The following is a 15563-nucleotide window of genomic DNA, read 5'->3' on the forward strand; positions in this document are numbered from 1 at the left end:
CCCCTTCCCCATAACCATTTTAATGTATTCCTTAGTATGGGGAATTTTCCAGTCTACTTATACCCAATGAGTTGCCAAAAATCCCTCACATCCTCCATGAATCCAATCTGTAAAAAACAAAAAAAGCCCCTGATCTACGAGGAACCGTCCAATATTACTCGTAGTTCAGGGGCGACTGTGTGCCTGAATATATGATTTTAATGTATTTTAAACTTCCATGATAATTGGCAAAATCATCGGTCTGCGACGAGTTTGCTCATACAGGAAGCGTCCCAGTGCGTCTTTTACATTCGTTTTGAGTGAAGCCCATTCGTTTACGTTCTCACTCATCAACTTTTGCAGAGTGCTGCTGACAATACGGTTGGCTTCATCAAGCAATCCTTCGGATTCCCGTACGTATACAAATCCACGGGAGATGATATCCGGACCGGATACAATTTTACCATCCTGTTTGCTCAGAGTAACTACAACGACAAGAATACCATCTTGGGATAACAGTTTGCGATCACGCAATACGATGTTACCTACATCGCCTACACCCAATCCGTCGATCAGTACGTTGCCTGCAGTAACTTTACCAGCCTTGCGTGCTGCTCCGCCTTGAATCTCAACCACTTCACCGATATCTGTGATGAAGATGTTATCAGGGTCGATACCTACAGATTCAGCAAGAACGGCGTGGCGGCGCTGCATACGGAACTCCCCGTGAATTGGCAGGAAGAATTTAGGTTTCATCAGGTTAAGCATCAGCTTGAGCTCTTCCTGGCTACCGTGTCCGGATACGTGTACACCGCTGTTCGCACCACTGTAATGCACATTAGCTCCGAGACGGAACAGTTCATCAATGGTACGGCCCACATACTTCTCATTACCTGGTACCGGTGTTGCTGCGATAATAACTGTGTCTCCAGGAAGAATGTCTACTTTACGATGAGTAGAACGAGCCATCCGAGTCAATGCAGACATTGGCTCGCCTTGACTTCCTGTGCAGAGAATAACAACACGGTCAGCAGCCATTTTACCTACTTCTTCAGGTTCAATGATCATGCCGTCCGGAATATCCAGATAGCCCAGATCCGAAGCAATACCTACAACATTCACCATGCTGCGTCCAATGACAGCCACTTTGCGGCCAGTCACTTCTGCTGCATTAATGACCTGTTGAATCCGGTGTACGTTGGAAGCAAAGGTAGCCACAACAACGCGCTGGCTCGCTTTACGGAAGATATCTTCCAGAACGATCCCAACATTTTTCTCGGAAGGTGTAAAGCCTGGTTTCTCGGCATTGGTACTGTCAGACAAAAGAGCAAGTACGCCATTCGTACCGATCTGTGCCATACGTTGAAGATCCGCATATTGACCATTGACTGGTGTGTGGTCGAATTTGAAGTCACCTGTGTGAACTACAGCACCTTCTGGTGTTTCAACACATACACCAACGGAATCCGGAATACTATGGTTAGTAGCAAAGAAAGTTGCTTTCAATACCGATCCAAGTTGGATCTCGGAATCAGCATCAATCAGAATGCGTTTTGTTTCACCCAGCAAATTGGCTTCTTTCAGCTTGTTTTCCACCAGTCCGAGTGTAAGCTTGGTTCCGTATACAGGAACGTTAAGGTGTTTCAGAACATACGGCAATCCACCGATATGATCTTCGTGACCGTGAGTCAAAATGATACCTCTTACTTTGTCACGGTTCTCAGTCAAGTACGAAATGTCAGGAATGACAATGTCAATTCCAAGCATATCTTCTTCAGGGAATTTAAGGCCAGCATCTACGACTACAATGTCGTTAGCGTATTGGATGACATACATATTTTTACCAATCTCGCCTACGCCGCCCAGTGCAAAAATCATCAGTTTATCGTTATTATTTTTCTTAGACAAATGAATCTGAACCTCCTATGGTAGTTGGACGTCGTACCTTATTATTTTATTTATTGTAAGTTAAAAAAGTAATCTCCACATGACAAACCAATAGATAGGCATGTATGCAAAAGAACACCTTTATTCACGATATTTGGAAGAAGTTCTTCGAAGTAATTCCCCTTCACCAACAAGTTGGATTTGAAATGATTCCTTCTTAGCCGTTCCTTCCCTTTTCACCGCAAAGCCACATCTCGAAACGATGTCGCTTTCAATTTCAAAAAAATACCGCACCCAGTCACTTGACATCATTATACATGATTAAAAACAAAAAAAACAAGTCACTCTGTCGTTGAGCCCTAGGTTTCCCTTTATCAGCAAGGTTGAAACAACCCAAAAAAGCGAAAAAAGAACCGCTTCTTCTTTCGCAGAAGAGCGGTTCCTGTCTGTTTAAAATAGGTTACCACGATTAATAATTTCAAGACATGTGCCTGCTATTCATTAAACAAGGCACGGATAAAGCCCTGCTCGTCTTCGGTTGGAGCAATGAGCGGTAGACGTACAGAACCCACATTCATCCCACGTAACGTCAGTGCATATTTCACTGCAACCGGGTTCGGCAAAGGCTGAGGACACTCAAACAAACCTTTGAACACCGGGAAAAGCTGCTGATGCAACTTCGTTGCCTTTTGAGTGTCTCCGGCGACAAAGGAATCAATCATCTGCTTCATCTCTGAACCAACCACATGGCTCGCGACACTTACAATGCCGTATGCCCCTACCGTGATCGCTGGTAAGCCTGACGCATCGTCTCCCGTATATACTTTAAAGTGATCGGGTGCACCTGCAGCGACGAGTGTCACATGCTCCAAAGAAGCACATTCTTTCGTAGCCACGATATTCGGTATCTGAGCCAGGCGAAGCGTTGTGGCCGCAGACAAGCAGGCCGAGGTACGTCCTGGTACGTTATATAGCATCACAGGCAGTTTGGTTGAGCTCGCGATGGCTTCAAAATGTTGGAACATGCCTTCCTGGCTTGGTTTGTTGTAATAAGGAACGACCAAAAGGACCCCATCCACGCCGACACGTTCAGCTTCTTGAGTCAGATGGATCGAATGGGCAGTATTGTTAGACCCTGTTCCGGCAATGATTTTGCATCTTCCTGCAGCATGCTTTACTGCAAACTCAAAAAGCTGCACCTTCTCACTGTCGCTAAGTGTAGGAGATTCACCGGTCGTACCGGACACCACAAGTGCTTCAGATTTTTGATCTGCAATTAAATAGTCTATAAGCCTTGCAGTTTCCTCCCAATGAATCTCCCCCTGTTCGTTGAACGGAGTGACCATTGCTGTAATCAATCTTCCAAAGTCCAATTCGATTTCCTCCTTCAAAACAGGTCTGGCTCCGATCGCTTCTAATTACAGATGAAGTTCGAATGAGGTATGAAGCGCCCTCAGGGCCTGAACCATATCTTCTTTTTTTACAAGTACCCAGATGGTTGTGTTCGAATCTGCCGATTGCAAAATCTGAATGTCAGCCAGTGTTAACGATTCAACGATTCTTGCCATGATGCCAGGCACACCGTTAATTCCACCGCCGATCACCGAAACTTTGGCACAGCCGGACAGACTTTGAGGTTTAAGACCAATCTCTTGCAATACTTTAATTGCTTTTTCAGAGTCACTGTCAAATACCGTATAGACGACTCCTGAAGGGGTAACATTAATAAAATCAACACTAATCGAATTTTCAGCCATGGTTTTGAAGACTTTCAGCTGCAGCCGATCTGCGCCTCCAGGTACATCTACTGTGATTTGGGTAACATTGCTAACGTAAGCAATCCCCGTCACATAACGATCTACTATGCCTGTCTGCACATCCTGGAAGCCTTCCGGATGGGTAACAAGGGTTCCTTCGCTGTCTGCAAAAGTGGAACGCACGCGTACAGGAATTTGCGATTGCATTGCAATTTCAACTGCTCGGGGGTGAATAACCTTGGCCCCATGATGTGCCATATTACAGATCTCCGCATAACTCACCACAGTTAACGGACGTGCATCCTCTACAATTCGCGGATCGGCAGTCAGAATGCCGTTTACATCCGTATAGATATCCACCATCTCTGCATGAAGAGCAGCCCCAAGTGCCGTCGCTGATGTATCACTACCCCCACGGCCTAAAGTGGTAAAGTCCCCGCTCTCTGTCTGCCCTTGGAAACCAGTAACAATAACAACACGATTTTTTTGAAGCTCCTCCAGCACACGAACAGGACGGACATCCAAAATCCGGGCATTCCCGAAATTGTCGTCCGTCACAAAGCCTGCCTGCGCACCAGTTAGTACAGTTGTGGGAATGTTTTCATGTTCCAGAAGACTGCTGAGCGTTGTAGCTGATATGATTTCACCGCAGCACAACAATAAATCTTTTTCACGTGCAGACAGCGAATTACCATTTTGTGCAGCCCAGTCGAGCAGTGTATCTGTAGCATAAGGTTCACCCCGGCGGCCCATAGCGGACACAACAATGACAAGACTAAGTCCTGCCTCAAGTTCACGTTTAATATGACGGAGCACGTGCTCTCTCGCCTGAACTGTAGAGAGTGACGTGCCTCCAAATTTCTGTACCATGATACGCATCTTAATTCCTCCATTTGTGTACGCAAGAAGACTGGACACGGTCAAATCAACAAATGGATCAACCCAGGGAGCGTTCCGATGCAATAAATTCAGCAATGATTACGACATTATATGCCGTTTTTCCTCTGTAGATTGCTCAAAGCAATTCACAAACTGAAGCTCGGTTGTCACCGACCACGACATGCATATCTTCATGAACGCATCCCGCTTGCGATCATTTCACTGCAAGCAGGAATGCCCTTCAACGACAGGAACGCGTACACAGAAAGCTGTTAAACTTCCGACATATCGTCCCCCATGATTTTCTTTGTCTACCCTAACCAAGTTCAATTCTTCATGCGTATAACCGTTATCCTGGAACTTCTCCACTGTGAAATCAAACCCGTAAGCATTCGTTAAACTTGGTTAATAAACGATTAAGCCTGTGCAGAACGTTCCACAATCATTGGCTGTAACTGTTTACCTTCCAGAGCACTCCAGCATGCCTCTGGAATAAGTTCCATTTTTGCTACTAACGAGTTTGGTTTCTTCACCGGATCATCCTGCCCGAACGGTACAAAGTACATATATTTTGCCACAAGCAGTTTGGCGATGTTCGCGGCATTCAGTCCCAGACCATCATTTGTGGAGATGGCAAGCACTACCGGACGCTGATTCCGCATCTGGGCTTTGGCTGCCATCAGCACAGGGCTATCGGTCATCGCATTAGCCAGCTTACTGGTGGTGTTCCCTGTGCAGGGAGCAATCACGAGCACATCAAGCAATTTGGCTGGCCCGAGCGGTTCCGCCTCAACAATTGTAGAAATGATATCATTACCGGTTATATCTTTCAACTGTTTTTGCCAGTTCTGAGCCGTTCCAAAGCGTGTATCCGTTGTTAATACCGAATTGGAAATAATCGGAATAACATTTGCGCCCTCAGTCACAAACCGGCTAATTACCGGCATAACCTCTTCAAACGTACAATGAGAACCTGTAATCGCATAACCTACCGTTTTACCCTTCCAGTTCATAGTTCAACCTCCCGTGCGTTTTGTTCTTCCAAAAGCAAACGGATCAACACGTCGGCAATAATGCCGCCAGCCGTTTTGGGAGCAACAATGCCGGGGAGGCCTGGCGCTAGAAGCGCTTTAATGCCGCGTTTTTCAGCATATCTGAAATCGCAGCCGCCAGGAGCGGATGCGAGGTCAATAATGACTGCTTTTTGCGGCATTCTGGACAGGATTTGTGCTGTGATTATCATAGTCGGTATCGTATTAAAAAGCAAGTCAACTGCCCCGGTTTGAGCGGCCAAATCCGTTGTCATGAAAGGCTTCCAGCCCATGATGTTAGCACGAGCTGCATCTTCTTCCCGCCTGATTCCCACCCGTACATTTGCCCCTAGACCCTGGAGCGTTTTCGCCATTGTGAATCCTGTTCGGCCGAGCCCAAGCACAATACATTCCGACCCGTGGATCGTGAAGTCCGTCTCCCGAATCGCCATAGCGACCGCTCCCTCAGCTGTCGGTATCGAGTTGTAGAGCGCAATATCGTCACGATCCAATACCTCAATAAGCCGCAAGCCGTTATCCACGCACAACTCACGCAAAAATGGCTTTGCCATTCCTGTGAAAACAATACAATGCTCTGGCAATGCCGCTATCTGTTCTTTTTTGAGGAAAATCGGCAAGTCACTGAATGAGGTGCTCACTTTCCCCTGATCATCACATCCAACCACGGGCAGCACCAGCACATCCGCAGATGCCAATACCTCATCCTCCAGCTCATGATGTTCAATCCCCGGAATAGAACGCTCCAGCTTGTCGAAACCGACCACACTCACTGTGGCATCCAGCTCTGCGCATTTTTGAATGACTTCAAGCTGCCGCGCATCTCCGCCCAGGACTACTATCCGGACTCCGGTCAGCATCGGGACGTCACTCCTTTCACCACATGTATGCCTTATCGTATGCAGGGGCCCACAGGGGGGTGAAAACATTTCCTATCTCTTCACCAAACAAAAAAGGCCTTCCCGCATGGGAAGGCCCTTCATCATTCGTAGCCATTTATTATTTTCCGGTATGACCGAATCCACCTTCACCGCGAACCGTTTCCGAAAGCTCGCTCACTTCGGTTAGTTCAACAGCAGGCACAGTCTGAAACACGATCTGGGCAATGCGTTCACCCCGTACAATCGTGAATGGCTCCTGACCCAGATTAATCAAAAGCACTTTAACCTCACCCCGGTAATCCGCATCAATGGTACCCGGTGTGTTTAAACAGGTAATGCCGTGTTTGAACGCCAGGCCACTGCGTGGGCGAATCTGTGCTTCAAGGCCCGCAGGCATAGCCATAGCCAGACCTGTCGGAATCAGCGTGCGCTGTCCCGGCTGCAATACAACGTCCTCCTGAAGCGCAGCAACTACATCAAAGCCTGATGCAAGCTCCGACATTTTTTGTGGCAGTTTAATATCTTCATTGCCCGGCAACTTTTGAATTTGAACGTAATGCAACAAAATCATCCCTTCTTAATCCAGCAATAGTGCGATCAGAGGCACCGACCATAGCAAGCGCAAACGGCTCCGCGAACATCAGGTCAAGTACAGCATCGATATCTTCCATCGTTACTTGTTCAATTTTGGAGATCATTTCATCCAGCGTATGGTGTCTGCCCAGCATCAGTTCGTTTTTACCCAAACGATTCATCCGGCTTCCCGTGCTTTCCAAACTGAGAATCAGACTTCCCTTCAGCTGTTCTTTTCCTTTGCGCAGCTCATCTTCCGTCAGACCGTTAACTGCAAGATCCTGCAGAACCTCTTTGGTCAGGTCCAACACTTCTTTCGTTTGTTTTGGTGCAGTACCAGCATATATCGTGAACAGACCGCTGTCCGCATGAGAACTGTGATAGGAATATACGGAGTATGCCAGTCCGCGTTTTTCACGAATTTCCTGGAACAGTCTGGAGCTCATGCCGCCACCAATAGCATTGTTCAATACAACCATGGCAAACTGCAGTGGGTCTCCAATTTTGCAGCCCGGGAACGAAATACAGATGTGATTCTGTTCGGTTTTCTTCTTGTGAAAGAGCTGCCCACTCTGGAATTTAGGAACGGTGATCTGTTCTGCCGCACCATGAACGTCAAATGATCCAAAGTGTTTTTCCATCAACTCAATTACACTGTCATCAATATTACCTGCAATACTAATAACTGTGTTCTCAATGGTGTAGTGCTCTTTCATATAAGCACGCAGATCGTTCGAACCCATCGCTTTGAGTCGTTCCTCCGTACCCAAAATCGGGTAAGCCAGTGGATGCTCTCCATATGCAGCCGTAGCCATCAGATCATGTACCATATCATCCGGGGTATCCTCGTACATTGAAATCTCTTCCAGGATGACATTTTTCTCCTTGATGAGCTCGCCATCATCCATTTTGGAACGAAAAAACATGTCAGACAATACATCTACAGCGATAGGCAGATGCTCATCCAATACTTTAGCATAATAACACGTGTATTCTTTTGAAGTGAACGCGTTCACGTTACCGCCGATAGCATCAAACTGTTCCGCAATTGCCTTGGCATCGTAACGATCCGTTCCCTTGAACAACATGTGCTCAATAAAATGTGATACTCCATTGTTAACAGGCTGCTCGTTGCGCGATCCTGTCTTGACCCATATACCAAAAGACACGGAACGACAGGTCGGAATCTGTTCCATGACTACCCTGAGGCCATTGCCCAGCTGAATTTTTTTCACGGTTGGCCCTCCTACATCTCTATAATTGCCCTGATCTCCAAAAACGAAATCGACATTTGGTTCCAACTGTTTGATATTAACAAAAAAACGCCGCTCACTCAACCGCTGGAGCTTTTATGCGTTCCGAAGATAACGTCTCACTCACTGTACCAAGAACGAGGCCTTTCGCACGAATCGACTCAATCATGCCTTTCAGCGCTCCTGAAGAGGATGCAGTGGGATGCATCAAAATTAACGTACCCGCTTCCACTTTTGCCCCAATTTTATTTACAATGGAAGCTGAACTTGGCTTTCTCCAATCGACGGTGTCCAGTGTCCAGAGGACCGTTTGCAACCCCATGCTTGAGGCAATGTCTACAGTTTTCTGATTAAAGTCACCTGACGGGGGAGCAAACCAGCGGTTTTCCACCCCTAGCTTCTCTTTGAGCAGATCCTCTGTCTTACTTATCTCAAGTCTGGCCCGTTCTGCGCTCAATCGACTCATGTTCGGATGAGAGTACGCATGGTTGGACAGTTCATGACCTCGTTTCTGAATCTCTTTGGCGAGCTCGGCATTTTTCTTTAACCAGCTTCCATCCAGAAAAAAGGTCGCCTTTACCTTCTCAGCATCGAGCGTGTCAAGCATCGGGATAATATACTCATTCCCCCAAGCCACATTAATCATAAACGAGACCATCGGCTTTGCCGGATTTCCCCGGAATACCGGGTGAGCCCCAAGATCCTTGAGCTGGATTTCTGGTTCAACCTGACGATAAACATAAGAAATTTTGGTATTGAGGTTACCACCCAGTGCCTTGCGATACGTGGCTTCCACATCAATCTTTAAGCCGTTATATCCCGGTATTGCCTTCCATACCCTGTCCACTTTGGCGTTGACCGGGGCTATTTTTGTTTCGGCCGCTTTATCACGGATCGCCGACAACAGGGCATCCTCTCCAGTCGCCTCTTGAAACATATCAAATGCATTTTGTGTCCCCGGGCCATCCCGAATCTCCGTAATGTATGTACGTACACTGCCTACTTGTCCGACCAGTATGACAGCCGCCACACCCGCCAGAACTGCAACCAGCTTTTTGGATTGGTTTTTCACAGTTCCATCCTCCCGCCGTCTTTGTCCCCATCATATGAGGACAAGGGCAAGAATATGAACAAATTCAGGCAGTCTTTTGAAACCCATTAACGTTTCCGATTTTAGGCGTTAAAAAAAGAGCCAGAAATCACATTCTGTCTCTTCATTCAATGAATCTGTAATAATTAAGGCAGAGCTTAGGACTGCGCCGGAGCTTCAGCCGTCAATACTGCTTTGCGGGACAAGTTGATGCGACCTTGTTGGTCAATTTCCGTTACTTTAACGGTAATGGAATCACCTACGGCTACAACATCTTCTACTTTGGCAACACGTTCTGTTGACAGTTGTGAGATGTGAACCAGACCCTCTTTGTTCGGCAGAACTTCGACAAATGCACCGAATTTCTCAACACGTTTTACTTTGCCGACATAAATCTCGCCGACCAGCACTTCACGTACGATTCCTTCGATAATCGATTTTGCCTTATCGTTCATGTCCTGGTTGGAAGAAGCGATAAATACGCGTCCATCCTGTTCAATATCAATTTTAACACCAGTTTCCTCGATGATTTTATTGATAATTTTACCACCAGCACCGATAACATCACGGATTTTATCTGGATTAATATGCATAGTCGTAATTTTAGGCGCATATTGAGACAGCTGCTCACGCGGTGTTTTCATTACTTCGGTCATTTTGCCCAGGATATGCATACGGCCCTCTTTGGCTTGAGCCAAAGCTTCGGACAAAATTTGACGATCAATACCATCAATTTTAATATCCATCTGGATCGCTGTTACACCTTCAGGTGTTCCTGCCACTTTGAAGTCCATGTCACCCAGGTGATCTTCCATACCTTGAATATCACTAAGAATGGACACATGCTCTCCATCTTTGATGAGACCCATAGCTACCCCAGCAACCGGAGCTTTAATTGGTACACCAGCATCCATCATCGCAAGCGTACTTGCACAGATACTTGCTTGTGAAGTTGATCCGTTTGATTCCAATACTTCTGATACCAGACGAATTGTGTACGGGAAGTCCGTCTCCGAAGGAATAACTTTAGAAAGAGCACGTTCACCCAATGCACCATGTCCAATCTCACGACGGCCTGGAGCACGCAATGGACGAGCTTCACCCACGCTGAATGGCGGGAAGTTGTAATGATGCATGAAGCGTTTGGTTTCTTCCAAACTGATTCCGTCCAGAATCTGAACATCACCCAATGCACCCAAGGTACAAATGCTAAGTGCTTGTGTTTGACCACGTGTGAATAAACCGGAACCATGTGTACGCGGCAGCAATGATGTATCACACTCAATTGGACGAATCTCAGCAAGTCCACGTCCGTCAGGACGAACCTTATCATGTGTGATCAAGCGACGCACTTCTTCTTTGACGATGTCGTGCAGCACTTCTTTCACGTCTTTGAGCAGTTCAGGAGTCTCGATGTATTGCTCTTCAAAATGAGCAACAGTTTCGTCATTCACTGCATCAATCGCATCTTGACGAGCATGCTTCTCAGCGATTTTAACTGCTTCTACCAAGCGAGCACTCGCATATTCACGTACAACACTGTTCACTTCAGCATTTACAGCGTGCAGTTTTACAGCCATTTTTTCTTTGCCGGCCACTTTAACCAGTTCTTCAATGACAGCCACAATGTTCTTGATTTCATCATGTCCGAACATGATGGCTTCAAGCATGACTTCTTCCGGAACTTCGTTTGCTTCTGCCTCTACCATCATAATGGCATCTTTGGTTCCAGCAACAACGAGTTCAATTTCACTGACTTCAAGCTGTGCAATGGTTGGGTTGATAATGAATTCGCCATCAATACGTCCAACTTTTACGCCACCGATTGGCCCGTTGAATGGTACGTCCGAAATACTCAGTGCAGCCGATGTACCGATCATGGCAGCAATCTGTGGTTCACAGTCCTGATCAACACTCATAACGATGTTAAGAACTTGTACATCATTACGGAAACCTTCAGGGAACAATGGACGAATTGGACGGTCTGTCAGACGACTAGCAAGAATGGCTTTCTCGCTTGGTCTTCCTTCCCGTTTAATGAATCCGCCTGGAATTTTACCTACAGCATACAATCTTTCCTCATAGTTCACCGTGAGCGGGAAAAAGTCCAGATCTTTCGGTTCGCTTGATGCGGTAACAGTACACAAAACAACCGTATCTCCGTATGTTACTTTAACAGCAGCATTTGCCTGTTTAGCCAAACGTCCTGTTTCAAGCACAAGCGTTCTTCCACCAAGCTGCATTTCAACACGCTTTTCCATGAAATCCCTCCTTCTAATCGTTCCTAACACAATGGATTCTGCATTTTCTCAGTATTTCCTGCTTGTCCTGCATTCATTAACTTGCAAAACAAAAGCTCCTTGCGGAGCTGTCATCTACAAATATATGGCAACATGTTCATCTACAAAACAACCCGGCTGTAAACTCCGCTTCTCCCTCAATACAGAGGAACGACGGAAAACAGCCAGGTTGGTTTTGAAAACATGTACGATAATTAACGACGCAATCCGAGTTTCTCGATCAATGCGCTGTAACGTTTAACATCTTTGTTTTTCACGTAAGCCAAGAGCTTACGACGTTGACCTACCATTTTCAAAAGTCCACGACGTGAGTGGTGGTCTTTCTTATGCGTACGCAAGTGGTCTGTCAAACTTCTGATGTTTTCCGTAAGGATAGCAACTTGCACCTCAGGTGATCCAGTATCGGACTCATGAGTTTTGTGCTCGTCGATCAGTTGTTGTTTACGTTCTTGAGTCAATGCCATCCTATTCACCTCCTTCATTATAATCGCCATTAGCCTCGTTACCGCCGGTGAGAGCGTGCAACCAAGCCAAGGTTGTCTGTTGTCCAAAACGACAACGTAGTACATTATATCATAGTTGCCTAACCAAAGTAAATGTAAACATACATTTTACTCAGAATTTCAACCTAAGAGTCTTGCAGCAGTCAAGGCATCTTCCCGAATCTGGCTGATCAAAGCGTCGATGGAGTCAAACTTGCGTTCTTCCCGAATATAGTGAACCAGTTCGACCTTCAGTTCCTCATCATAGAGATGCCCTTCAAAATCAAGCACATGTACTTCAAATGTAGGCTTCATCCCGCTATCGTGGAACGTAGGCTTCACACCGAGGTTCATTACCCCTCGCAACGACTGCTCCCCATGATATACGCGTACAGCATACACACCTTTCGCTGGTGCCACATAATGATCTGTCAATTCGAGATTGGCAGTAGGGAAACCAATGGTCCGGCCGCGTTTCTCTCCGTGGATAACGGTTCCTCTGATACTGTATGGACGACCAAGCCACTGACTCGCTTCATCCATTTCTCCACGTTTAAGCAAACCACGAATTAAAGAACTGCTGACCTTCTCGCCATTAAGCAGGAATGGAGGTACAGTTTCCACAGCCATCTCATTGCTGCCCAGCGAACGAAGCATCTGTTCATCACCGGCTCCCTTGTGACCAAAACGGAAGTCAAAACCAACGACCGCCGTTCGTGTCTGAAGCGGAAAGAGCAGATCATGTACAAACTGCTCCGGTGTCAAATGTGAAAATTCTTCATTAAACTCCACAACATATAACACGTCAACGCCCATCTCTGCCAAGATATCTTCCTTATCTCTCAGGGGCGTCAAATAACCTTCATAATCTCCTTTGCGCATGACTTCCTTCGGATGCGGATGGAAGGTCATTACCGCTGACTGCATGCCCTTTTCACGAGCAATGCGGACAGCTGACAGAATGACGCTTGCATGTCCGAGATGCATTCCGTCAAATTGGCCAATGGCCAGCACCTGGGGTTGTCTACGCAATTCATCGGAAGTTAATGTCTGCGGATACGTTAGCATTACGGTTTTCATACAATCATTCACCTGCATTTCACTTGATAGACCGAGCTTAACATCACATGAACCTAAACTCAAGGCCTCTTTATTCCGGTAAAAATACCTTAACAGCTCGAACTGTTGGTTTATGTTCATCCCGTTCGAAAATACCGAGAAATGTGCCATCCTGAGCATATAACCGCAAAAGTCCTGGCTGCTCCACGGGCGGCTCCAATAAACGTGCAGACAATTTCTGACCTTGGAGAGCGCCTTTGGTGTTATCCTCTGGAACTTTGTGGGCAGGCATGTAGTCAACGGCATCATCTACCGAAATCAGCACTTCAGCCAGCGTACCTGCGGCCATGTGCTGTTCCACATCCTCAAATCGCAAGCACCGATCCGCTGTGATTCCCGCAGAAATGGTACGTTCAAGCTGTACCATGGTAGATGGGTATCCCAGTTCTCGGCCGATATCTACGCACAATGTTCGAATATATGTTCCTTTAGAACATAATGCCCGGAAGGAAATATCTGTCGTGTCGCCATGCGTTTCGATTCCGGTCAGTTCAATCTCGTAAATCGTAACCTCACGGCTCTTACGCTCCACTGTTTTGCCTTCACGTGCAAGCTCATACAGACGTTTACCGTCGACTTTTACTGCTGAATACATGGGTGGAACCTGCGAAATCGTACCTTTAAACTGATTCAGGACCTCAAGCACCTGTTCTTCGGTAACTTGGACTGGTTCTTCCGAACGTTCAATAACCTCACCTGTCAGATCCTCCGTGTCCGTAGACAGGCCCAATCGTAGTGTTGCCAAGTACTCTTTCGGAAGTTCCTGCATGTATTCGACTACCCGTGTGGCACGTCCGAGACACAGCGGAAGTACACCTGTAACTTGTGGGTCCAACGTTCCGGTGTGTCCAATACGCTTCATTTTCAGAATGCGCCGCATTTTGGCTACAACATCATGCGAGGTGAATCCTGCCGGCTTGTATACAGGCAAAATTCCTTCAAGTGGTTTTACCATTGCGCATTCACCTGCTTCAGCACTTTGGCTACGATCTCTTCCAACTCACCTTCCACACGACACCCGGCAGCCAGTACGTGGCCTCCTCCGCCAAATGTTTGTGCAAGCGCAGCAACATCGACTTTACCTGCCGACCGAAGAGACACTTTTACTGCGTTATTGTTGATGACTTTGAAAAAAATCCCCACTTCTACACCTTGAATATTACGGGGATAGTTTACAACGCCTTCGAGATCCTCATTAGCCGCTCCACAAGCAATCATATCTTCCGGCGTAATAACCACCCAAGCAATTTTTCCATCCTCTGTCATCTGCAGACTCGAAAGTGCCTGATTCAATATCCGAACTTGGGGAAGCGTAACCTGTTCAAGCAAAATTTGCGCAAGGTACGGTCCATTTACACCATGCTCAAGCAATTTGGATGCTGTTGACATTACATTTGGACTGGTATTCGCGTACCGGAACCCGCCTGTATCCGTAAGCAACCCTGTATATATAGCCGTTGCAGAATCTTGGTTCAACGTCACCGGGAACAAGTTTACAAAATCAAACAGGATCTCTGCAGTAGCTGCCGCATCCGGCTTAATGATATTAACCGTTCCATAAGCATCATTGGTGGGGTGGTGATCAATATTTAGAATAACAGCATCTTCTTCGAAATAATGGCGAGTTAGGCCCACTCTTGCAAAGTCTGCACAGTCTACACAAATCACTGCTTTATATTTACGCTGCGGTGGTTGTTCGGTCATGTTCACGATTTCGTCTGCACCCCACAAAAAACGCATCCGCTGCGGGATCTCACCTTCATTTATCATCGTGAATGTCTTCCCCAGACATGACAGCAGCCAGCCCACTGTTACCGTCGAGCTGACTGCGTCACCGTCCGGCTGTACATGCGACACGACCAGGTAATCATCATGCTCCAGCAGAAATTGCTTTCCTGCCTGAAGCGCCTGTTCATAAGTGTGCATTGCCGTCTCCTTTATGCTGTTACTGGGATTCGTTCTTGTCGGTACCGATGTCGCCAAGCAGCTTCTCAATACGGCTGCCATAAGCGATCGATTCGTCGATCTTGAATATCAATTCAGGTACATGGCGAAGTCTAATTCGCTTGCCCAGCTCGGAACGCAAAAATCCATTTGCTTTATCGAGTGCTTTAAGCGAGTTATCCTTTTGCTCCTGTTCACCGAAGACACTCAGATAAACTTTGGCTTGCGACAAGTCGTTAGTCACGTCGACACCTGTTACGGTAATGAAGCCGATACGTGGATCTTTCAGTTCGGACTGGATGAGCACGCTCAATTCTTTCTTGATCTGCTCGCCCACTCTACCTGTACGAATCTTGGCCATAGTTGTTCA

14 protein-coding genes are annotated in these 15563 nt (G+C 46.7%); all 14 read right to left on the reverse strand.

What is annotated here, in order from left to right; genetic code table 11:
• Window positions 1-207: 207 nt before the first annotated feature.
• Window positions 208-1887: a ribonuclease J gene (locus tag PIL01S_RS03280; RefSeq protein WP_095287708.1), complete on the reverse strand. Its 1680-nt coding sequence runs from the start codon at window positions 1885-1887 to the stop codon at window positions 208-210.
• 473 nt (window positions 1888-2360) lie between these two features.
• Window positions 2361-3239 carry a 4-hydroxy-tetrahydrodipicolinate synthase gene (gene dapA, locus PIL01S_RS03285; RefSeq protein WP_127536227.1) on the reverse strand — a complete coding sequence of 293 codons (879 nt, stop codon included), beginning with the start codon at window positions 3237-3239 and terminating at the stop codon, window positions 2361-2363.
• Between the two features lie 45 nt (window positions 3240-3284).
• Window positions 3285-4502 carry an aspartate kinase gene (dapG, locus tag PIL01S_RS03290; RefSeq protein WP_127536228.1) on the reverse strand — a complete coding sequence of 406 codons (1218 nt, stop codon included), beginning with the start codon at window positions 4500-4502 and terminating at the stop codon, window positions 3285-3287.
• A gap of 416 nt (window positions 4503-4918) precedes the next feature.
• Entirely contained in the window at window positions 4919-5515 is a 597-nt protein-coding gene (locus tag PIL01S_RS03300; protein ID WP_127536229.1) for a dipicolinate synthase subunit B, read from the reverse strand.
• On the reverse strand, window positions 5512-6411 hold the full coding sequence (gene dpsA / locus PIL01S_RS03305) for a dipicolinate synthase subunit DpsA (protein ID WP_095358588.1): 900 nt from the start codon (window positions 6409-6411) through the stop codon (window positions 5512-5514). The genes PIL01S_RS03300 and dpsA overlap by 4 nt, the downstream gene beginning before the upstream one ends.
• 139 nt (window positions 6412-6550) lie before the next feature.
• On the reverse strand, window positions 6551-6997 hold the full coding sequence (gene dut, locus PIL01S_RS03310) for a dUTP diphosphatase (protein ID WP_170948039.1): 447 nt from the start codon (window positions 6995-6997) through the stop codon (window positions 6551-6553).
• Window positions 6957-8240, reverse strand: a complete 1284-nt coding sequence (locus tag PIL01S_RS03315) for a M16 family metallopeptidase (protein ID WP_127536230.1) — start codon at window positions 8238-8240, stop codon at window positions 6957-6959. The genes dut and PIL01S_RS03315 overlap by 41 nt, the downstream gene beginning before the upstream one ends.
• Window positions 8241-8334: 94 nt before the next feature.
• Window positions 8335-9330: a polysaccharide deacetylase family protein gene (locus PIL01S_RS03320; RefSeq protein WP_127536231.1), complete on the reverse strand. Its 996-nt coding sequence runs from the start codon at window positions 9328-9330 to the stop codon at window positions 8335-8337.
• A 176-nt stretch (window positions 9331-9506) separates the two neighbouring features.
• Window positions 9507-11609, reverse strand: a complete 2103-nt coding sequence (gene pnp / locus PIL01S_RS03325) for a polyribonucleotide nucleotidyltransferase (RefSeq protein WP_127536232.1) — start codon at window positions 11607-11609, stop codon at window positions 9507-9509.
• A 233-nt stretch (window positions 11610-11842) separates the two neighbouring features.
• Window positions 11843-12112, reverse strand: coding sequence for a 30S ribosomal protein S15 (gene rpsO / locus PIL01S_RS03330; protein WP_056700672.1), 270 nt, complete (start codon window positions 12110-12112; stop codon window positions 11843-11845).
• Window positions 12113-12271: 159 nt separating this feature from the next.
• Window positions 12272-13210 carry a bifunctional riboflavin kinase/FAD synthetase gene (locus PIL01S_RS03335; protein ID WP_127536233.1) on the reverse strand — a complete coding sequence of 313 codons (939 nt, stop codon included), beginning with the start codon at window positions 13208-13210 and terminating at the stop codon, window positions 12272-12274.
• A gap of 70 nt (window positions 13211-13280) precedes the next feature.
• Window positions 13281-14204: a tRNA pseudouridine(55) synthase TruB gene (gene truB / locus PIL01S_RS03340; protein ID WP_127536234.1), complete on the reverse strand. Its 924-nt coding sequence runs from the start codon at window positions 14202-14204 to the stop codon at window positions 13281-13283.
• Entirely contained in the window at window positions 14198-15175 is a 978-nt protein-coding gene (locus PIL01S_RS03345) for a DHH family phosphoesterase (protein ID WP_127536235.1), read from the reverse strand. Before PIL01S_RS03345 ends, truB begins: the two co-directional genes overlap by 7 nt.
• 19 nt (window positions 15176-15194) lie before the next feature.
• On the reverse strand, window positions 15195-15554 hold the full coding sequence (gene rbfA, locus PIL01S_RS03350; RefSeq protein WP_095358595.1) for a 30S ribosome-binding factor RbfA: 360 nt from the start codon (window positions 15552-15554) through the stop codon (window positions 15195-15197).
• Window positions 15555-15563 lie beyond the last annotated feature (9 nt).

Origin of the sequence: Paenibacillus illinoisensis NBRC 15959 (genome assembly GCF_004000925.1) — a bacterium.
Taxonomy (GTDB): domain Bacteria; phylum Bacillota; class Bacilli; order Paenibacillales; family Paenibacillaceae; genus Paenibacillus; species Paenibacillus illinoisensis.

Coding starts and splice junctions, on each gene's coding strand:
- dapG (WP_127536228.1), bottom strand. CDS start 4,502: ATGCGTATCATGGTACAGAAATTTGGAGGCACGTCACTCTCTACAGTT.
- PIL01S_RS03300 (WP_127536229.1), bottom strand. CDS start 5,515: ATGAACTGGAAGGGTAAAACGGTAGGTTATGCGATTACAGGTTCTCAT.
- dpsA (WP_095358588.1), bottom strand. CDS start 6,411: ATGCTGACCGGAGTCCGGATAGTAGTCCTGGGCGGAGATGCGCGGCAG.
- pnp (WP_127536232.1), bottom strand. CDS start 11,609: ATGGAAAAGCGTGTTGAAATGCAGCTTGGTGGAAGAACGCTTGTGCTT.
- rpsO (WP_056700672.1), bottom strand. CDS start 12,112: ATGGCATTGACTCAAGAACGTAAACAACAACTGATCGACGAGCACAAA.
- PIL01S_RS03335 (WP_127536233.1), bottom strand. CDS start 13,210: ATGAAAACCGTAATGCTAACGTATCCGCAGACATTAACTTCCGATGAA.
- truB (WP_127536234.1), bottom strand. CDS start 14,204: ATGGTAAAACCACTTGAAGGAATTTTGCCTGTATACAAGCCGGCAGGA.
- PIL01S_RS03345 (WP_127536235.1), bottom strand. CDS start 15,175: ATGCACACTTATGAACAGGCGCTTCAGGCAGGAAAGCAATTTCTGCTG.
- rbfA (WP_095358595.1), bottom strand. CDS start 15,554: ATGGCCAAGATTCGTACAGGTAGAGTGGGCGAGCAGATCAAGAAAGAA.